Annotated in this window: 18 protein-coding genes and 2 pseudogenes; 7 read left to right on the top strand and 13 right to left on the bottom strand. The window is 71.0% G+C overall.

The features are described 5' to 3' along the window. The first annotated feature begins 457 nt into the window (after window positions 1-457). Together ACZ5PB_RS12145 and ACZ5PB_RS12140 are read left to right on the top strand one after the other, a co-directional pair. Window positions 458-1,387, top strand: a complete 930-nt coding sequence (locus ACZ5PB_RS12145; RefSeq protein WP_468690208.1) for an aminoglycoside phosphotransferase family protein — start codon at window positions 458-460, stop codon at window positions 1,385-1,387. 209 nt (window positions 1,388-1,596) lie between these two features. Beyond that, window positions 1,597-2,023 (top strand): annotated as a pseudogene (locus ACZ5PB_RS12140) (sugar nucleotide-binding protein); the annotation flags it as partial. A gap of 193 nt (window positions 2,024-2,216) precedes the next feature. On the opposite strand, the gene ACZ5PB_RS12135 reads toward ACZ5PB_RS12140, so the two are convergent. Together ACZ5PB_RS12135 and ACZ5PB_RS12130 are read right to left on the bottom strand one after the other, a co-directional pair. Beyond that, complete coding sequence (locus ACZ5PB_RS12135) at window positions 2,217-3,389, bottom strand: methyltransferase domain-containing protein (protein ID WP_468690207.1); 1,173 nt, start codon at window positions 3,387-3,389, stop codon at window positions 2,217-2,219. A gap of 15 nt (window positions 3,390-3,404) precedes the next feature. After that, window positions 3,405-4,301, bottom strand: a complete 897-nt coding sequence (locus tag ACZ5PB_RS12130; RefSeq protein WP_468690206.1) for a radical SAM/SPASM domain-containing protein — start codon at window positions 4,299-4,301, stop codon at window positions 3,405-3,407. A 221-nt stretch (window positions 4,302-4,522) separates the two neighbouring features. Between ACZ5PB_RS12130 and ACZ5PB_RS12125 the strand changes: the two genes are divergently transcribed. Then, window positions 4,523-4,900, top strand: coding sequence for an HIT domain-containing protein (locus ACZ5PB_RS12125; RefSeq protein ID WP_468690204.1), 378 nt, complete (start codon window positions 4,523-4,525; stop codon window positions 4,898-4,900). Window positions 4,901-4,907: 7 nt separating this feature from the next. On the opposite strand, the gene ACZ5PB_RS12120 is transcribed toward ACZ5PB_RS12125, so the two are convergent. The 11 genes and pseudogenes from ACZ5PB_RS12120 to ACZ5PB_RS12070 form a co-directional block, all read right to left on the bottom strand. Further along, window positions 4,908-5,990: a UDP-N-acetylglucosamine--N-acetylmuramyl-(pentapeptide) pyrophosphoryl-undecaprenol N-acetylglucosamine transferase gene (locus tag ACZ5PB_RS12120; RefSeq protein WP_468690202.1), complete on the bottom strand. Its 1,083-nt coding sequence runs from the start codon at window positions 5,988-5,990 to the stop codon at window positions 4,908-4,910. Window positions 5,991-6,075: 85 nt separating this feature from the next. Continuing rightward, window positions 6,076-6,146 (bottom strand): annotated as a pseudogene (locus ACZ5PB_RS12115). A gap of 200 nt (window positions 6,147-6,346) precedes the next feature. Continuing rightward, entirely contained in the window at window positions 6,347-8,011 is a 1,665-nt protein-coding gene (locus ACZ5PB_RS12110; protein ID WP_468690200.1) for a proline--tRNA ligase, read from the bottom strand. Further along, entirely contained in the window at window positions 8,008-9,123 is a 1,116-nt protein-coding gene (locus ACZ5PB_RS12105; protein WP_468690198.1) for a glycosyltransferase, read from the bottom strand. Before ACZ5PB_RS12105 ends, ACZ5PB_RS12110 begins: the two co-directional genes overlap by 4 nt. After that, window positions 9,120-9,851 (bottom strand): WbqC family protein, encoded by a 732-nt coding sequence (locus tag ACZ5PB_RS12100; RefSeq protein WP_468690196.1) that lies wholly within the window; start codon window positions 9,849-9,851, stop codon window positions 9,120-9,122. The genes ACZ5PB_RS12105 and ACZ5PB_RS12100 overlap by 4 nt, the downstream gene beginning before the upstream one ends. Then, window positions 9,848-10,576, bottom strand: a complete 729-nt coding sequence (locus ACZ5PB_RS12095; RefSeq protein ID WP_468690194.1) for a PIG-L deacetylase family protein — start codon at window positions 10,574-10,576, stop codon at window positions 9,848-9,850. Before ACZ5PB_RS12095 ends, ACZ5PB_RS12100 begins: the two co-directional genes overlap by 4 nt. Continuing rightward, complete coding sequence (dcd, locus tag ACZ5PB_RS12090) at window positions 10,573-11,100, bottom strand: dCTP deaminase (RefSeq protein ID WP_468690192.1); 528 nt, start codon at window positions 11,098-11,100, stop codon at window positions 10,573-10,575. Before dcd ends, ACZ5PB_RS12095 begins: the two co-directional genes overlap by 4 nt. Then, entirely contained in the window at window positions 11,097-11,657 is a 561-nt protein-coding gene (locus tag ACZ5PB_RS12085; protein WP_365697086.1) for a dCTP deaminase, read from the bottom strand. The genes dcd and ACZ5PB_RS12085 overlap by 4 nt, the downstream gene beginning before the upstream one ends. After that, window positions 11,654-12,466 carry a TauD/TfdA family dioxygenase gene (locus tag ACZ5PB_RS12080; protein ID WP_468690191.1) on the bottom strand — a complete coding sequence of 271 codons (813 nt, stop codon included), beginning with the start codon at window positions 12,464-12,466 and terminating at the stop codon, window positions 11,654-11,656. Before ACZ5PB_RS12080 ends, ACZ5PB_RS12085 begins: the two co-directional genes overlap by 4 nt. Further along, window positions 12,463-13,638: a metallophosphoesterase gene (locus ACZ5PB_RS12075; RefSeq protein ID WP_468690189.1), complete on the bottom strand. Its 1,176-nt coding sequence runs from the start codon at window positions 13,636-13,638 to the stop codon at window positions 12,463-12,465. The genes ACZ5PB_RS12080 and ACZ5PB_RS12075 overlap by 4 nt, the downstream gene beginning before the upstream one ends. Next, window positions 13,626-14,231 (bottom strand): rRNA adenine N-6-methyltransferase family protein, encoded by a 606-nt coding sequence (locus ACZ5PB_RS12070; RefSeq protein ID WP_468690187.1) that lies wholly within the window; start codon window positions 14,229-14,231, stop codon window positions 13,626-13,628. Before ACZ5PB_RS12070 ends, ACZ5PB_RS12075 begins: the two co-directional genes overlap by 13 nt. A 425-nt stretch (window positions 14,232-14,656) precedes the next feature. Between ACZ5PB_RS12070 and ACZ5PB_RS12065 the strand changes: the two genes are divergently transcribed. From ACZ5PB_RS12065 to ACZ5PB_RS12050, 4 genes are all read left to right on the top strand, one after another. Then, on the top strand, window positions 14,657-15,385 hold the full coding sequence (locus ACZ5PB_RS12065) for an SDR family oxidoreductase (RefSeq protein ID WP_468690185.1): 729 nt from the start codon (window positions 14,657-14,659) through the stop codon (window positions 15,383-15,385). Between the two features lie 193 nt (window positions 15,386-15,578). After that, window positions 15,579-16,667, top strand: coding sequence for a polyprenyl synthetase family protein (locus ACZ5PB_RS12060; RefSeq protein ID WP_468690184.1), 1,089 nt, complete (start codon window positions 15,579-15,581; stop codon window positions 16,665-16,667). Continuing rightward, window positions 16,664-17,353 carry a polyprenyl diphosphate synthase gene (gene uppS / locus ACZ5PB_RS12055; RefSeq protein ID WP_468690182.1) on the top strand — a complete coding sequence of 230 codons (690 nt, stop codon included), beginning with the start codon at window positions 16,664-16,666 and terminating at the stop codon, window positions 17,351-17,353. The genes ACZ5PB_RS12060 and uppS overlap by 4 nt, the downstream gene beginning before the upstream one ends. After that, the gene (locus tag ACZ5PB_RS12050; RefSeq protein ID WP_468690180.1) at window positions 17,350-18,195 is read left to right on the top strand and encodes a hypothetical protein; all 846 of its coding nucleotides are present in this window, start codon (window positions 17,350-17,352) and stop codon (window positions 18,193-18,195) included. Before uppS ends, ACZ5PB_RS12050 begins: the two co-directional genes overlap by 4 nt. Window position 18,196 lies beyond the last annotated feature (1 nt).

Genomic DNA, 18,196 nt, shown 5'->3' with positions numbered 1-18,196 from the left:
CCGCCAGTCGCCACCTCTGAAGGGGGAGCATCTGACCTGGAGTGATGCGAGGAGAAAGGATTCTTGAACTCTCCGGGCCGGCCCGAAATCCGGCGCCCGCGAGAGTGGCTCGATCTGGTTCGCGGCCGGGTGAGCACCCGGAGCGTCACGCCCCCGGGCGGCCGCGACAGCGGCTAGCATCGGCACCTTCGACGCGGCCGGTGCACGCCCGGGTGATGTTCTCGCGATCCGTGCCCGCGCCCACAGGCTGGCGGCTACGTTCGAACGCGCCGTCCCCCGCTGCACCCCTGTGGAGCTGCGCCGCGCACGAGGTCACCAGGAGAGCCATGCCCATCCCCGCCCCGCACCTCCAGGACCTCATCACCGGCTACCTGCGCGCGCACCCCGAGGAACAGCCGATGCTTCAGCCCGGAGCTCCAGCGGTTCCTGGAGCACACCCCGGTCGGGCGGTGCGTTGGTGATCGTTCTTCCGGAGGCGTTCGTGCGGGTCACTATGGACCGCGAAGGCCCGGTCGGCTCGGCATGGCTCTCCGCTCTCCCGACCACGGTGCGGGAACTGGCCGATCGCTGGAACTGCACGCCTGACGGTGACCCGCTGTACGGGGGCGTCGGGATCGTGGTCCCGGTGCTGCGCAAGACGACCGAGCCTGCCGTGCTGAAGGTGTCCTTTCCTCATCCCGAGAACAGGTTCGAGCCCGACGCGCTCACGGCCTGGGGCGGTCGCGGAGCGGTCCTGTTGCACGAGCGGGACGACGACCGGTTCGCCATGCTCCTGGAGCGGGCGCACCTCACGACGCTGGCCCAGGCCGCAGAGGCCGACGAAGTGGCGACGATCGCGGGGAGTGTCAGCCGTCGCCTCGCCGTCCCCGCGCCCCCCGGACTGCCCCGGCTCCAAGACCGGGCCGCCATGTGGGAGGAGCAACTGCTACGGGACGCGCAGGACTTCCCGAACGCCCTGCCGTCCCGGATGGTGCAGGCGGCAACGGCGACGGTGCGCGAGCTCGCGCACCATCAGCCGGACACCCTCATCCACGGCGACCTGAACGCACGGAACATCCTGACGGCCACACGCGAGCCCTGGCTGGCCGTCGACCCGAAGGGCTGGGCGGGCGACCGGGCGTACGACTGCGGCACGCTGACCAAATCCCGGTCGGTCGTCCTCGCCAAGCGGGGAGACCTGGCCACGGGGATCCACCGCACCCTCGACGCCTTCACCAGCGCCGCCGACCTCGACCGGGAACGCGCGCGGCGCTGGGCGCAACTCGGCGCGGTCCAGGCCGCCTACGGAGGCCGCCGGCGCGGGTTCCGCCGGGGCCGTCACGGAACCGAACGCGCTCGACTCATCGCGCTCGTCGACGACTTGGCGCGCATCCTCACTGGCCTGTGACTGTGGTCAGTCCTCAGTGACATCGAAGGTGACCGGCTCGGACCGGCGGCCGTTTACCTGGATCTCGAGCGTGTACTCCCCGGGCAAGAGCGTGAGGGTGGCCGTGGACTTTAGATGGTGCTTTGCCGAGAGTGACACGCTGCCCGGCCTGGACCGCGATGGTCTTCAGGACGTACGCCTTCACCCGGCGCCCGCCCGTCTTGGTGGCCGTCGCCCGTACCTCACTGATCATCGGCGACGGCCGCTCCGAGCACGAGCAGCTGGTGCACGCACTGGCCGACGGCACCCGGCAGGGCGCCTTGTTCACCGACGACATCCGTTGCCCTGTACACGTGGCGGACCTGGCTGTCGCCCTATGGGAGGTCACCCGATCCGACGCCGCCGGCATCCTCCACCTCGCGGGCCCGGACGCCCTGAGCCGCTACGAGTTGGGCAAGCTCATCGCCCGCCGCGACGGCCTCGACCCCGCTCGGCTGCCCCTCCACGCCACGCTCTGGGACGGGACTGCCCGGCGGGCTCGATGTACGACTCGACAGCCGTGCCACCCAGCAGAAGCTGAGCACCCGGCTCCGCGGCGCCCGCGAGTTCCTGAGCAATGCGGACCAGAGCCCGCCGGTTAGTCTGCTGGACACCTAGCGTCGGCACCGGCCTTCCGGCAGCAGGGAAACCCGTGTTGCCGGAGCGGCCCGGGCATCATCCGCCGGCGAGGTGAGCACGCCGCCGGGGGCAGGGGGCACGGCAGCGCACGGACCTTCGCGGACGGGGGCAACCGCTCCCCTCCGTGGGGAGCAGCATGTCGGCCGCCAGGGTCGGACCCATCGGCACGGTCTCATCCGACCGTGGCGGTCCATCCTTTCCGGGAGAAGGTCACCGCCCCTTCGGCGGTGATGGTCACCGCAGCGCCTCGGACGGGGAGGTCCCCATCAACGACGAGCCAGGTGCGGATGCGGTCCAGCTCGTCCCACAGGCGGGTCGGGCCGCCCTGGTGCACGGTCGGCAGCTCGTGGCGCGTTGATGCCGTCGCCCGGGCCCAGGAGCCGTCTTGGTGCAGCATGTACACGGTGCGGCTGCCGTCGCCCGCCGTGTGCTGACGGTGCTCGATGCCGGGCAGCATGAGTTCGAGAGTGGACCGCAGGTCCCAGGTGTCCGGCACGTACGTCAGCGGGTAGCGGCCCGTGCTGGTCTCGCCTTCGGCGTGCCGGGCGTGCTGCCATCCGGGCGCGTCGTCCGTGAGGATGGCGTCGTAGTCCTCGCCATGGCGTGCACTCATGAAGCCGGCCGACTCGGGCGCGACGTATCCGGTCGCCCCGCCGTCGCTGTTCTTGTCCGCGACGATGATCAGTCCGGTCCGGGCGAGGGTGGTCACCAGCCGTCCGCCGGGGGCGAGTGCCTCCAGCCATGGGACGGGTACGGCGGGCACCGACACGGTGGAGACGATCCGGTCGTAGCTGCCGTCGGGAAGCGCCTTGGTCAGGTCGCAGACCTCAACCCGCGGGTGGTGGCCGGCGTCGGCGAGGCGCTGTCGGGCCGCCGAGACGAGGTAGGGGTCGACATCGACGCTGGTGACCTGGTCGTCGCCGAGCCGGGCGCAGGCCAGCGCGGTGCCGTAGCCGCTTCCGGTGGTCACCAGCACGCGGGAAGTGTCGGCGATGCATCCGGAGCGGTACATCAGCAGCACCAGCGAGGGCAGAGTGGAAGACGAGGTGGAGTACCGGTCGGAGCTGCGGACAAGGGACTGGCCCGGGTCGGCGTGGTCGGCGTGGTGGGAGCCGACCCGGGTGACGAGCGTGCTGTCGCTGTAGGCAGTCCGCAGCCACTGCTCGGGGTCAGCGGCACCGTCCCGCAGCACCCAGACGCGCGTGCCGTCGTCCGCGGTGTCCCGTGCCCACCAGCGAGGCACGAACTGGTGGCGCGGTGTGGTGGCGAGCGGTGCGTACCACCGGGACTCCGGTCGGACGGCAGTGCTGGCGGCGAGCCGGCGTGCTGCTGATTCCCAGTCCATCGAGGTTCTCCCCGTTCAGTCCGCGGTGGTCGGAGTGAGGCCGGAGGCGGGGTCGCAGGTGCCGCCGCCCTTGCAGCTGTCGTCGTTGGGCCCGCAGTCGGGGCCGCAGGGGTCGTGCCGGCTGGCAGGAATGCTCGCGGCGACCTGCCGCCAGGACGAGGAGGCGAACACCCCCTGCAGCGTATTGCCCTGGACGTGGCCGGCGGGCAGGAATCGGCCCAGGACGCACGGGGTGACCGTCCCGTCCGACAGGACCGCGGCGATGCCGTTGGCGCACCGGCCGCACAGCGCGGAGGTGGACGGCAGGGCCGTGCCCTTGGCGGCGTTGCCGACGGCGCGGACACGGTCGGTGTGGATGTCCGTGATGCCGAGGCTCTGGAGGTCCGCGCGGGCCTCGGCGACGCGCTGTCCCTCCAGGACGTCGACGATCCCGACCCGGACGTGGATGCCGCGGCGGTGCGCCTCGGCGATGTTCGCTCGGGTGGCGGCGTGGGATCCGGTGCGGCCGGTGACCCGGTCGTGGCCGTCATCTGTGTCCGCGTAGTAGGAGGTGGCGAGGCTGACGCCGGGCCGCGTGAAGAGCTTCCAGTGCGCGGCGCGCACGTGGTAGAGGTTCGAGTAGACGAGCACCTCGAGCCCGCTCGACAGGGCGTGTTCGACGAGCTCGGCGAAGTCGGGGTGCAGCGTGGGCTCGCCGCCGATCAGCTGGATCCGCTCCGTGCCGAGGGCTGCGGCTTCGCTGATGATCCGCTTCCACTCGTCGGTGGTCATGGATCCGTGCCCCTGCGTCGGGCCGGCCTCGGCGTAGCAGTGCGATCGGCAGGTCAACTGGCAGCGCCGGGTGATCTCCAGTTCGAGGAGCCCAGGCGCGGTCGGCGGCTTCGCCACCGTGGGTTCGAGCGTGACGGTCATGAACGTGGTCCCTTCTCGACGGTCCAGGATCGGTTCGTGCCTCCCGTGCGGGAGAGTTCCGCAGAGCGCTTCGCATGCTCGACGAACACCCGTTCGCAGAGCCGGTGTTGAGCTGATTCGGCTGTCGGTTGGCTGATCGCTACGCTGGCGTCGACGCCTGCCTGGCGAACACGCGCGGCGGGCGCTCGTCCGACATTCCTGCCCAACGAAGGTGCGCACCTGTGACCAGTACCGAGACCATCTCCGACTTCTACTGCCACCAGGCGCTCACCGGCGCGGTCCCCATCGAGAAGGTGGCGGAGACTGATCGGGTGCTGGCCTTCCACCACACCAACCCGTCGTACCCGGTGCACATCGTGGTGATCCCCAAGGAGCACGTCCCCTCGCTCACCGACCTCGGGAACTCTGACGAGGGCCTTCTGCACGAGGTTGTCGCGGTGGTGCGGGAGGTGGCTGCCGGAGTGGAGAAGGAGTACGGATCGTGCTCGGTGAACACGAACCTGGGGCTGTACCAGGAGTCCAAGCACATGCACTGGCACCTCACCTACCGGGGTGAGAGCGAGGCGGAGATCCGCGACATGTACGGCAACCACGACTGACCTCCCGCTACCTGTGTCGGCCGGCCGCCCGCAGGACGAGGTCGGCGACGCGTTCGGCCGCGGCTTCCGGGCGCGGCCGGGCGCCCTGTCCGCCGCGGGGGGCAGCGGACAGGGCGGCGCAGGCATGGACGAGGGCGCCGGGGTCGTCAGTCAGCTGCTCGTCGGCGACGACGCGGCAGCGCTGCGGGTGCTGGGCGGCGTAGGCGCGCGCGTTGTCGAGCTGGTCCCCGCGGCTGACGGAGGCGGGCAGCGGTACCAGGACGGCGGGCAGCTCCAGGGCGGCGAGTTCGGCGAGGGTGGTGGCCCCGGCCCGGCCGATGACGAGGTTGGCCAGGGCCAGGGCGTGCGGCATGTCGTCGTGGAGGTACTCCAGCTGCCAGTACCCGGCCCGCCCGGTGAGCTGAGGTTCGAGGTTGCCCTTGCCGACGACGTGCAGGACGCTGTACCGCTCGCACAGGACGTCGAGTTGGGCGCGGACGGCGGTGTTGATGCGCTGCGATCCGCTGCTTCCGCAGAAGATCAGCAGCACCGGCTTGTCGGCGGGGACGCCGAGGCGCTCGCGCAGCGCTTCGGGCTTGGCGTCGGCAAGGTCCGCGCGCAGCGGCAGCCCGGTCACCTGAGTCTTGTTGCGCATCCAGCGCGGCGTCGGGCCGGAAGCCGGGACGCTCAGGCAGATGGTGGTGGCTACGCGCCCCAGAATCTTGTTCGCCAGGCCCAGGGAGTGGTCGCTCTCGTGGATGACGACGGGGACGCGGGCGAGGGCGGCGCCGATGCCGACAGGCACGGAGACGTACGAGCCCTTGGAGAACAGGGCGTCGGGCCGTTCGCGCCGCAGCGCCGTGAAGGCGGCGAGGATGCCCCGGGCGACGGTGAAGGGCATCAGCAGGTTGCCAGCGGAGCGGTGGCGGCGCAGCCCGGCCGAGGGGACGTGGCGGAAGGGGATCCCGGCGCGCTGGGCGTAGTCGTGCTCGATCGTGTTCTCGCGTCCGAGGTAGACCAGTTCAGCACCACGGTCGCGGAGCTGGCCGGCGACAGCGAGGGCCGGAACGACGTGGCCGGCGCTGGCGCCGCCCGTGATGGCAATTTTCATCTGCACCATTCTGTGATCGTGGCGGTCCCGGCGGCGCGTCGAATTCGGTAATGCTTTGCCGCATTGTGTTCGGTTTCTCGTTGAGTCGGGTCGGCTGGATTCGAACCAGCTCCTCGGTCACGCTTTGACCGTGCTCCGCCCTTGAGCTACGACCCGTTCGCTTCGGCGATGTTCCTCAAGCTAGAGGGCCCTGGTTGGGTCGTCAACCGGTTCGAGAGATTCCAGCCAGAGCTTTTTCCGGGCTGATCATCTGGATTTCTTGTGCGGATTTCCCTATTTCGGCAGCGCTAATAGCGTCGCCTGTTTTCGCGGACTGTGGCGACGCTATTCGCTGTCTTCTGTGGGTGGATGTGCTGCTATCGGGCGGAGGTGATCTGGTGGATCTGGCTGGATTCGGCGGTGGTGGTGCGGCCGGTCCAGCGGTCGAGGAGTTCGAGCTCGTCCGCCGGGCGGTGGGGGGAGAGGACGACGGTGTGGGGGAGACCGAGGAGGCGGGCGTAGCGCAGCTTGTCTCCGGTCGGCAGCGGCCGGTCGTCGACGAGGACGCTCAGGCCCTGGGTGTGCAGCTGCTGGGTGAGCTTGTCGCCTCGTTCGCGCATCTCGGGCTGGTCGGCGCGCAGGACGGTGAGGTGGATGTCGGCGGGCCCGGTGTCGGGCTTCCATCGCAGGCCGTGGTGGTCACGGTGGAGTTCGGCGGAGGTCTGCAGGCAGCGGGTGATGCCGATTCCGGAGCAGGCCATCCACGGCGTGGCCGGCTGGCCGCTGGCGTCGGTGAAGGTGAGGTTCATGGGCTGGGAGTACTGGGTGCCCAGCTCGAAGACGTGGGCGACTTCGACGGCCTTGGTCTCGCGGTAGTGGCCTTCGCGGCAGCGGGCGCAGCGGCTGCGGTCGGTGGCGTGATGGAGGTCGGCGCCGTGCGGGGACAGGTCGGGCAGGCCGGATGTTCCGCTCCACTGGACGTTCGTGCGCAGTCCGTCGCGACCGTCGGAGATCGAGAACCGCTCGAGGTCGGCTGCGGATTGGTCGTAGAGCGGCAGGACGGTGTCCGCGGTGGCGGCGTCCCACGGGGTGAGCGTGCCGGCCTTCTTGCCGAGGAGCGCGGGGAGGGCGTCCTCGTCGAGGAGGCGGACGTGGACGGCTCCGGTGGCGGCGGCGACCTTACGGAGGCTGACCTGGAGGTCGGCGCGGATGGAGACGGTGGCCGCGTGCCTCGTGCCGTCGGGGAGGGTGACCGCGAGGGCGATGACGTTGACGATGGGATCCCGGGGGGACGGCGGGGGTTGGGAGGCGATGACGGCGCCGTCGCCCCGGTTGCCGCAGTGGTCGCAGACGACGATCGTGCTCTGACCGGTGTCGGACAGCACCAGGTGCTCGGTGCTGGGGCCGGAGGAGATGCTGCCGCCGTCGGCGGATGCCTGGAAGACGCCGCTCAGACCCATGCCCGTCAGGGCGGCGGTGACGGAGGCGTTGAGGAATCCGACCGATTCGAGCATCCCTTCTCGGGAGGCGTCGAAGGTGTAGGCGTCGGCCATCACGAACTCGCGTCCGCGCATCAGCCCGCCCCGGGGGGCGATCTCGTCGCGGAACTTCCTCGTGCTGAGCGAGAGACGGACCGGCAGGTCACGGAAGGACTGCAGATGCTCGCGGATGACGGAGGTCGCGATCTCCTCCGAGGTGGGCGCGAGGCACATCTCCTCCCCTCCGGCGGAGGTGACGGTCAGCAGGGCGCCTTCCGCGCGGTAGGCGTCCCACCGGCCGGTCTCCTGCCACAGCTCCCGGCTCTGCAGCGTCGGCGCGGAGAAGGTGAGGGCGCCGCGCTCCTCGAACGCGCGCCGGGCGATGGCCGTCAGGCGGTCGTGCACGCGCAGGCCCAGCGGCAGGAGGGTGTGCACCCCCGTGGCTCCGGTGCGGGCGACCAAGCCCAGGTCGCGCAGCAGATCGATGGTGGTGGCGGTCGCTTCACCGGTCCGGGGGCGTACCGGCGGCCACAGTCGGCTCGCGTACAGCGGCGTCTCGGTCACCGAAGACCCTCCAGAACGGACCGTGACATCGCGGCCAGACCATCGGCTGTGCCCGCGATGTCGTGCCGGCGCGCGTTGGCGATCGCGTCGGTGCGCAGGGTCTGCCGCCGAGCCGGGTCGGCGGCCAGGTCGTCGATCAGGGCCGCCAGCGCGGCGGCGTCACCGGGCGGGTAGCTCAGTGCGCCGGGGCCGAGGATGTCCTTCAGGCCCGGGAGGTCTCCGTACAGGACGGGCACACCGTGGGCCTGGGCCTCGACGGCGACCAGTCCGTACGCCTCCAACTGGCGGGTGGTGAACAGCTTGAGGTCGAAGTCCGGGAGGCGGGACCACAGTTCGTCTCGTGGGAGGAACGCCTCGAACCGCACCCGGTCGCCAAGGTCGAGTTCGGCGGCCCGGTGCTGGAGGGTCGCGAGTTCGCTGCCGCTTCCGATGACGGTGAGCTGGTGCGGTTCTTCGGTCAGGGCGAGGGCTTCGATCGCGGTCCGGGTGGACTTGTTGGCGTCCAGGCGGCCGGCGTGCACCAGCCGCAGCCGCCGGCCGCCACCGGGGCGTGCCAGGGGGGCGTCGGGCAGCGGGATGCCCCACGGCACCACGCTCACGCGTCCGGTGTAGCGGCCGTCGGTGAGCCGGTCGACCTCCGCGGCCATCGCCAGGGTGGGGACAACGATGCGTTGGCTGGCGGCGGCGATCTCCCGAAGGGCGCTGAGCGCCTGGTCGTTTTCGGCGGCGGCGATGACGTCGGTGCCGTGGGCTACCGAGGTGATCGGGATCCGCCGGCGTTCGTCCCCGGCCGCCCGGGCGAAGGCGAGGGACAGGCCGAAGCCCAGGTGCTGGGCGTGGATGAGATCGGGGCGGTGTGCGTCGAGGAGGTCGGCGACCTCCTCGGTCAGGCGGGTGGTGTAGGCGTCGAAGGCGGGGCCGTAGGGCTGCTTCGTGGCGCCGAGCAGGACGGTGTCGGTGAAGCCGTGCTTCCAGGTGCCGCTGCCTGGAAGACCCACGAAGACCGTGCGGAAGCCGTCGAGGCGGGAGTAGACGTCGCTGCACCAGATGGTGGAGCCGCAGGACGGCTCCATGGGCAGGTCGATGCCGGTGAGGATCAGAGGGCGGGTCACGCGGCGGCTCCCTTCTGGGCGTGGGGGAGGTAGGTGTCGAGGGAGGTGCGGAGCAGGGCGGCGGTGCCGGCCCAGCCCAGGGCGCAGACGGCGTCGATCACGGACATCCGGGGGAGGAAGCCCTGCCGCGGCCACGCCTGGCGGTAGAGAGGGTGCCGGTCGGAAAACTCGTTCCAGATCACCTCGATGCCGTGGGCGGCGAGGGCGGTGGTGTCGAGGTACTGCCGGGTGCCGGAGCCCGCCCAGAGCACTGTCTCCCGGGCGTGGGAGCAGATGGCCGCCAGCCGCTCGGTCCTGTCCTCGCAGTCGATCTTCATCTCGGAGGTGAGCATGATCCGGGCCTTGGCGCCGAGGGACGTGGTGATCTGGTTGATGAGGTCGATGTTGAGGTCGACCAGCCACGCGTGGCCGGCGCCCAGGACGGGGCGCAGGACGTGCAGGGCCTCGTCGACGTAGGGGCTGCGGGCGTAGGCCAGGCGGATCTGGCGGAGCAGGACATCCGGGTCGAAGGTGGGCGCGATGCGGATGTCGCGGATGAGCGGGCCCGCCGAGCGGGTCACGGGCACGGTGATCAGCTGAGGGCCGCCGGCGGTCTTGATCGTGTTGCGGTTCTGGTAGCCGCCGTCGGTGTACTGGACGGAGTCGTACAGCGCGACGGTGTCGCAGCCGATGAGGGCCTCGCAGAAACCGAGCCACGGAGCGAACGGCGGTTGCTCGATGTAGATCACGAGCGGGGCTCCTTTCCCGCGGGGGTGAAGGTGAGGGTGAGCACGCTCGTCTCGAAGGTCTCGAAGACCCGGCCGTCGGTCGCCGCAGTGGGCCGCAGCCGCCAAGCGGCCTGCGCGGCCTGGTGCCGGGTGTACTCCTCGCCCAGGTACCAGCGGCCGGCCTGGCTCTGGTGCGCCTTGAGGGCGAGGACCTTGTCGTCGAGGAAGGGGGTGATGTCGACCAGCACGGTGGGGGTGAAGCCGGAGCGGGGAGCGTGGGGTTCGCCGTGCAGCACGGTGTGGCAGGACGGGACGCGGGTGGCCGCGTTCGCGGCGGCCGTGCCGACGGCGAGGTGGTCCTGGTGATCGTTGGCCGCCCGCAGGCTGTGCGTGATGAGTACCGTGCACCGCCGGGCGGCGAGTTCGCGTTCCACGGCGGAGATCAGGTCCCGGTCCGGCGCGAGGGCGCCGTCGGGCAGGCCGAGGAACACGGTATCGACGCCGGTCCCGGCCCAGGCCGCACGGACCTCGGCGGCCCGGTCGTCCTCATCGAGCCGGCGGCCGGCGTCCGAGTCGGCCACGGAGACGCCGTTGGCCCCATGGGTGACGACCACGACGGTGGCCGCCGCGCCGGCGAGCCGGGCCTGGCGCAGGGTTCCGTAGCAGAGCAGCTCTGCGTCGTCCGGGTGGGCGACCACAGCGACGACGTGCTCGCTGGGCCCGGCCAGCCGCTGGGCGGCGGTCACCGGTCCGCCTCGAAGTCCCGGTGGATCTGCGACGGGCGGGGACCGTCGGAGCCCTGGTACTTGCCGTCGTACAGCGTGATCTCGCCTTCGGGCGTCCAGAAGGTCACCTGACCGATCAGCATCCCGGGGTAGACGCGGACGGGCTGGACGGCGTGCAGCTGGAGGGTGAGCTGCCCGTACGAGCCGATGTCGATCAGGTCGGCCGTGACGTGCACGAACAGACCGAGCCGGGCGACGGACGACTTCGCGCGGATGATCGGGGCGTAGTGGTCGCTGCCGATCCGCTCGACGGTGGATCCCAGGTAGATGCGGTCCGGCAGGAGAACCATGCCGTCGTCCGGCAAGGGGTGCTCCTCGAACGGGTTCTCCCGCGCGCAGTCGAGGACGTCGTCGGTGTACCAGCCGATCCGCTTACTCAGGTGGAAGTCGTAGGAGTTCGGCTGGAGCAGGGTGGGGTCGAAGGGGTCGATGCGGATGCCGCCGTCCTTGACGCGCTCTCCGATCTGCGGGCCGGTGAGGATCACGCGGCCACCTCCTGCCCGGTCAGCGCCGCGTGCGCGACCGCACCGGGCAAGGGGCTCGGCGCCCACGGCGCCGGGTCGCTGATCCGGCCGTAGTGCCCCTGGTACGGCATCCGGTCACCGGTGGGGCACCAGAAGGACACCTGCCCGATCCGCATGCCGGGGTAGACCCTGAGGGGCTGGACGACGGTGATCTCCAGGGTCCAGCAGTGCTCGGCACCGAGCTGCCCGAGGTCGGCGGAGATCTGCAGGAAGCAGCCGAGCCGGCCGACCGAGGAGCGCCCGATCAGGCTGGACACCCGCTCGTTGCTGCCGATGCGCTCCACCGTGTTCCCGAGGTAGACCACCCCGGGCCGCAGGACGTAGCCCTCCGGCGGGAGGACGAGGGTGGTCGTCTCGGGCTCGCGGCGGGGGTCGGCCGGGGAGCTGGTGAGCGCCTTCAGGGTGTGGCCGAGGCGGTAGTTGTAGCTGTTGGGGTTCAGCAGCTCGGGGTCGAAGGGGTCGATGGTGATATCGCCGGCCTCGACGGCCTCGCGGATGGCGGTCTTGGTGAGGATCACAGGGCACCCCCGAGCGGCGCGGCGCCGACGTACGTCTGCTTCAGCAGCCGCCGCACGTCCGCGGACAGGTCCCCCTGGCCCTCACCGAGCGGCATCCGGCCGTGGGCGTAGCGGTGCTGGTCGAAGACGAGCAGCTGCCCGGGCTGCAGGCGGCACGTCGTGCGCGCCGCGTACACGGCGTCGACGAACCGACCGAACGCGGCGGTCACCGGTACGGGGTCGTCGTCCTCGGTGAGCTCGCCGCGCTCCAGGTGCGGCTGCATCTTGGCGGTGAACCGGACCGGCGTCGTGCCGTCGAGCCGGGCGGGCAGCACGGCGAAGGTCTTCAGGCTCTCGCCGACGCCGTGGACGTCCCGGTCGGCGAAGTACGAGAAGACGGAGCGGCCCAGAAGCCGACGGTCGTCCTCGCCCAGGGTGTCGGCGGCCTGCCACAGGTCGGCCAGTGCGGAGGCTCCTTCTCCACGGGGGTCCTGCCGCACGCAGTACAGCGCGATGTAGCGGGGGAGGCCGTCGCGGTCGACGAGGTCGACGTGGAGGCGGTTCTCCCCGACGCCGTGCGTACGGCCGGGGTCGGCGTCCTCGCGGACGCACAGGTCGCTCCAGCAGCCGTCGCCGGGGTAGACGGTCAGGATGGGGCCGAGGCTGGAGAGCAGGCTGAGGCTGAGCTCGAGGTTCCGCTCGTGCTCGGCGCCGGCGAAGGTGACCAGGGCGCGGCCGGCGCCGGGGCCGGTGAGGGCCTCGGCGAAGTGGCGCGGGGCGGACGGTCCGTGAGTCAGGTCGCGGCCGTCCAACGTCAGCAGGTTGGTCATCGGGACTCCTGAGCGAGGTCGATGAGGAGGTCGTGCAGGGAGCACGGCGGGTCGAGGGGGCGAAAGGCCACGGCAAGGCGCCCGGCCAGGTAGCGGGTCGTGGCGATGCTGTGCGGGCCGGCGGGCGTCGTAGCGGACGCGGTGACGTCCTCGCCCAGTTCTCGGGCTCGGAGGATCAGGTCCTCGACCTGGTGGCCGGCGTCGAGGACGACCAATTCGCTGTCGAACGGTGCGCAGCGGAAGAGATCTCGTCGGGTCACGGTGCCCGGCAGTCCGCCGCGCAGGGTGTACGTGTTGAGCAGGAAACTGCCGGTGCCGGCTGCGGCAAGGCCCCGGCCGACGAGCTTGCGGGCCACGCTGTCCCGGTCGGGCAGGGGTTCGTGCAGGGCACCGAGCCGTTCCGCGCCCCAGGCAGAGAAGCCGGCGAGGTCCTCGCCCAGACGGTCGTCGAAGTCCCGCACGCCGTCTGCGTTCAGGTGCTGGCTGATGCTCTCCAGCCCGTTCCCGCCGATCCGCAGGCGAAGCAGCCCCTTGCCGGAGGCGGGCGGCTTCGCCACGTGACGCGATCCGTGTGCCCAGTGCGACCATGGGGAGTGGCAGTGGGCGGCGATCACCGTGTCGAGCGGCCAGCCGGCTTCCTGGTCGGCGACGTCGTCGAGGAAGCCGCTGTGGCTCACTCCGATGACGATCTCGGCACCCTCGCGGCGCAGCGCTTCCGCCTCGGCGGCGATCAGGTCTGCGGTGGGAGGGCGGAAGTCGAAGCCGTCACGCTCCTCCTTCGGGATCGCCTCGAAGGCCTGTGCACCGAGATAGCCCACGATCCCCACCACGCGGGTGCTGCGCCGGAGCGTCAACCCGCTGACCCACCTGCCCCGAAAGGCGGCGGGCGGGCGCAGGTTGGCGCACACGACCGGCGGGAAGCCGAGCGGATCAGTCAGGCGCATCAGATCGGCCAGGTCGTGGTTGCCGGGCACGACAACGTCGTACAGCTCCGCCAGGAGCCGCTGCTCGACCCTTCCTTCGGAGAAGGCGTAGAACGCGCTGCCGGAGAAGAAGTCGCCCGCGTCGATCACCAGGGCGCCGTCCGCCTTCGCGCGGCGGACAGCGCCCAGTGTGGCCCGGCCGTCGGGGAGGGCGGAGTGGAAGCAGCCGGTGGCGATCAGCTCCTGCACGGCAGGACCTTCTCGATGGTCACCACGCGCAGGACCGTCGGGGCCTCCGGCCAGAAGTCGGACCGGGAGATCCCGTCCACTTCCTCGACCTCCAGCTGATGGCCGGTCTCGGACGCCAGGCGGTCGGCGGCGGCGCACGGCAGGACCACGAGACCGCGGGTCACGGCGGGGAAGCTGAGCACGTGCTTGGTCAGGGCCACCGACAGCTCCGGGTCGAAGGGCATGATCGACACCAGAACGCCGCGCTCGCCGACGCCGCGCTCCAGGTCGACGTGGCGGACGTCCCCGATGGTGAGCCGGGCCCTGCTGCCGAACTCGGCCAGCTGGCCCGTCAGCTGCTGCCGGAGACGTTCGTCCTTCTCGATGGCCCAGAGGCGGTAGCCGGCCAGCGCGATCGTCCTGGACAGCGTGCCCAGCCCCGCGCCCACTTCGATCACGTGGGCATCGGCGGGAATGTCTATGGCGCCCAGGAGGCGGCGGGCGGCTTCCGACGAGCGGAGGAAGTGCTGACCCAGTTCCGTGCGCGTCAGGAAGCCGCGCGCGGCGATCTCGTCGGCCTCCACGACCGGCGGGAGGGTCGATGTCTGCTGCATCTGCGGAGTCCCTTCAGGATGCTCCAGGCGGCGCCGACGTAGGTACCGCAGGGGCGAAAGAAGCCCTCAACCGCCAGCACGGAGAGAGCGTGGCGGGAACCGGGGTGCGGGACAGTCGATCCGAGGCGGCCGTTGCGCCGCTAGGTCCTCACGCGTTGCGGTATCCGCGCAACGGCCGTGCGCTGTCGCGACGAGGGTCTGCTGACAGCCGTCTCGCCGACAGAAGTCGACTGGAACCCCGAGAAGTTGGGCTCTCTCGGGGCCGGCCTCGCGTTCGTTGCCTGCTCCGAGGTGGCTGCTCGGGCACCTCGTACGGCGTCGTGACCTCGACGGTGTTGCGCCTGTACCGCAACACCGCCCGGTGCAGACGGAGGGCGTGGCCAGACCGTAGGGTGCGGCTCTGCGCGTCGGAGAAGGGGGAGTAGGTGAGCCGTCTGGCGGGCGTATCCGTCCTGATCACCGGGGCCACGAGCGGGATCGGCCGCGCGGCGGCACTTGAGCTTTCCGCGCTCGGGGCCCAGGTCGCCTTGATGGCCAGGAGCAGGGCAGCGCTGCGGGCCACCGGCCTTGCCGTGGCCGAGCGAGGGGGCATCGCCATCGAGATCGTGGGAGACGTCACCGACCCGGCCTCCGCTCGCGACGCGGTCGAGCACGCTGCCGCCGAGTTCGGCAGCCTGGGCATCCTGGTGAACTCGGCCGGCACCGCTGCCCTGGGCCCGTTCGCCGACGGGGCCGCCCATCAGTGGCAGGCCATGGTCGAGACGAACCTCCTCGGCGCCCTCTTCACCGCTGGAGCGGCCGTCGAACACCTCAAAGCGGCCGCTGCCGGGCCGCGCCGAACCGCGGACCTGATCACGATCGGGTCCGTCGCGAGGCACGCGGCCAAGGCGGGAACGGCGGTGTACGCAGCCACGAAGAGCGCCGTCGCCTCCTGGAGCGAGGGCCTGCGACAGGAACTGGAACCGCACGGAGTGAGGGTGGCCGTCATCGAGCCCGGTCTCGTCGACACCGCGCTGACCGCCGGCCTGCTGCGCGGGGACCGTGCGGCGCTCACCGCGCAGGATGTCGCCGACGCCATCTCCTACATGGTCACCCGGCCCCCGCACCTTGCCGTCACACAGGCAGTTCTCCGGCCGATGGGCAAGCGCCGCTGAACCCTCCGGGGGCACCCTCGGCTGTTGCGCGACAACCGCGACACCGCCACCTCTACCGGCGCAACACCCGGCCGGGATGCACTGGCCGTGGCCGCAGGGCGCATATGCCTGCACGGCCACATTCCGTCCTGATCAGCGGTTCCACCGAGTACGGAATCGCCGGCTGGTGTGCACAGAAGGGCTCTTCCCGCACATGAACGCCACTGTGGTCACCCACGAGATGGGGCGCCGCATCTCCGGTCACCGCGACCGGTTCCAGGCTCTGTTCGAGGCCTACTTCCGCTCGCTGCGCAGTCGTTGGGATGCGCCGCAGCTCAGCCGTTTCGCTCCCGAGGCCTTGGACCGGGTCGAGGAACTGGCGCTACGCGGAGGCAAACGGCAGCGCGTCGCCTTCGTGTACGAGGCGATGAACCTGGTGCCCGGCACGGGTCGTCAGGATGCGGTCGACACGGCCGCGCTGAGCATCGAGCTGCTCCAGGCCCACCTCCTCATCCACGACGACATCATCGACGACGCCCCCACGCGTCGCGGCGGCCCGTCCACCTACTACGCCTACCGCGACGCGATCCCGGGCCGGCCCCAGCACGCTCTCGGGCTCGCCATGCTCGCGGGCGACCTCGCCCTGACGCTGTCCCTTCAGGTGATCGCCGACGCCGCCCTTCCCGCGTGGATGGCCCAGTCCATGACGCAACTGCAGCTCGAGGCGGCCACCTCCACGTTCCTCGGTCAGATCTTCGACCTTGAGCGCGACTTCCTCGGCGTTCCGGACGAGGACCTGCTGCATTCCGTCTGCGACTACAAGGCCGCCCGATCCTCCGCGCTCGCCCCGCTCAAGCTCGGTCTGCTCGCAGCGGAGCAGGATCCCCGCGAGCACGACGAGAGCCTTCGCCGCTACGCCTGGGCCTTCGGCGTCTCGGGGCAGATGCGGGACGACTACCTGAGCCTGTTCGGCGACGAGATGGTCACCGGGAAGCCGGCCACCGCTGATGTCCGCGACGGCCGGGTCACCTACCCGATCCGCATGGTGCTGCTGGCCGCCTCGCCCAGCGAACGGAAGGTGCTGGATTCGGTCCTGGGCCGGTCGGATGCCTCGGAGACGGACGTGGACAACGTTCGGCAGATCATCCGCGACCACCGCGTCGACCGGGCGCTGCTGACCGCCATGCGCCGCTACGCCGACCTCGCCGGCCGGGAAGCGGCCACCTGGGCCGGCTGGGGCGAGGCCGAATCCGTGGCGTTCTTCCGGGACGTCCCCGTCTGGGGCATCGAGCGTCTGCTGTGAGTACCGTCCCGAGCCACGTCGGCATCGTCCTCGACGGCAACCGGCGATGGGCGCGGCGGCACAGGCTGTCGCCCTCCGACGGTCACCGGGTCGGCTTCGGCAAGATTCCGCAGGTCCTGTCCTGGTGCGAGGAGGCGGGCATCTCCTTCGTGACCCTGTGGATGCTCTCCACCGACAACCTGCGCCGCGACAGGGAGGAGGTGGACGCCCTGATGGAGATCATCACGGCCGCGGCGCTCCAGCTGGCGTGGTCGCAGCGGTGGCGCATCCATCATCTGGGTGACGCCGAGCTCCTTCCTCCGCATGTCGCGGCCGCCGTGCGACACGCTGAGACGACCACTGCCGAGGTGTCGAACAGGCTGACTGTGAACCTGGCCATCGCCTACGGAGGCCGCAGCGAGATCACCGGCGGCATCCGCCGCCTGCTCGCCGACTGGGCCGGCGAGGGGATCTCGCCGGGGGAGGCGGCCAAACGGATCACGCCAGAAGACCTCCACCAGCTCATCAGCCGCGGCCAGCCGGACCCCGAGCTCCTCATACGGACCTCCGGTGAACAACGAGGCAGCGGATTCCTGCTCTGGACCGCCGCCAACGCGCGGCTGTGGTTCACCCGCACCCACTGGCCGGACTTCAGCCGGGACGACCTGGCCCGGGCCCTGGCCGAACACCGGAAGGCATACCTATGACCCCTGGATCCGCCATCTCGTTCCTGGGCGTGGACGGCTCGGGTAAGTCCACCATCGCCCGGGCCCTGCGCGAGGAACTGGCAGCGGCCGGCACGAAGGTGCGCATCCTGTCGCGACGCGACTACCTGCGTGACCAGCCCCAAGGGCACGTCGCCGACGTCAACCGGGCGCTCTACGACGCGGGGCTGCGCTCGCTGTACTCCTTCGCCCTCACCGACGAGGGACAGGCGCTCGGAGAGCTGCTCCCCGGCCCGTCGGGAGACCTCCGCGACAGCGCGTTGGAGCAGAAGCTGAACGCGGCCCGCATCAGCGCGAACGACCCGCAGGCCATCACCGCCGCAGCCCTGAGCGAGATCGCCGGCAGCCTCGTCTACTACACCAGCGTCGTCCGGCCCGAGCTGGACCGCGGCACCGCGGTGATCGAGGAGACCCACCCGCTGAAGATGGTCACCAAGCTGTGCCTGATCGCCTCCCAGATCGCGTCCGACGAACGCCACGGGCGCGCAGCCGTCACCGCGCTCCGGTCGGCCACCATGATCCTCGCCCCCGACCCCTTCCGGGACGTGCCGGTCCTCGTGCGGTGCGACCCGCAGCGCGCCTACGACCGGCTCATCACCGCGCGCGGCGGCCTGGGCGTGCTGGAGCACCATGGGCTAGCCGGCCGCGGCACCGGCCGGGAGGCGTACATGGACCTGATGGTCCGGGTCCAGGAAGCCTTCGAGGACGTGGCCCAGAGCTGGCGGTGCGTCGTGGTCGACAGCGACGACGAGGACCAGGACCGCTCAGTAAAGCGCGCGATCGAGACGATCCTCGCCGACCCGCGCACCGCGCATCTGGCCTGAT

It is taken from the genome of Streptomyces sp. NPDC032721 (assembly GCF_055579625.1).
Note: the sequence above shows the minus strand (reverse complement) of the source record. Positions and strands in the feature narration are given on the sequence as shown.

What these genes read in the sequence shown, in the direction of transcription:
- ACZ5PB_RS12060 (WP_468690184.1), top strand. Translation starts at nt 15,579, where the DNA reads ATGAACGCCACTGTGGTCACCCACGAGATGGGGCGCCGCATCTCCGGT.
- ACZ5PB_RS12135 (WP_468690207.1), bottom strand. Translation starts at nt 3,389, where the DNA reads ATGGACTGGGAATCAGCAGCACGCCGGCTCGCCGCCAGCACTGCCGTC.
- ACZ5PB_RS12050 (WP_468690180.1), top strand. Translation starts at nt 17,350, where the DNA reads ATGACCCCTGGATCCGCCATCTCGTTCCTGGGCGTGGACGGCTCGGGT.
- ACZ5PB_RS12080 (WP_468690191.1), bottom strand. Translation starts at nt 12,466, where the DNA reads ATGACCAACCTGCTGACGTTGGACGGCCGCGACCTGACTCACGGACCG.
- ACZ5PB_RS12130 (WP_468690206.1), bottom strand. Translation starts at nt 4,301, where the DNA reads ATGACCGTCACGCTCGAACCCACGGTGGCGAAGCCGCCGACCGCGCCT.
- ACZ5PB_RS12120 (WP_468690202.1), bottom strand. Translation starts at nt 5,990, where the DNA reads ATGAAAATTGCCATCACGGGCGGCGCCAGCGCCGGCCACGTCGTTCCG.
- ACZ5PB_RS12070 (WP_468690187.1), bottom strand. Translation starts at nt 14,231, where the DNA reads ATGCAGCAGACATCGACCCTCCCGCCGGTCGTGGAGGCCGACGAGATC.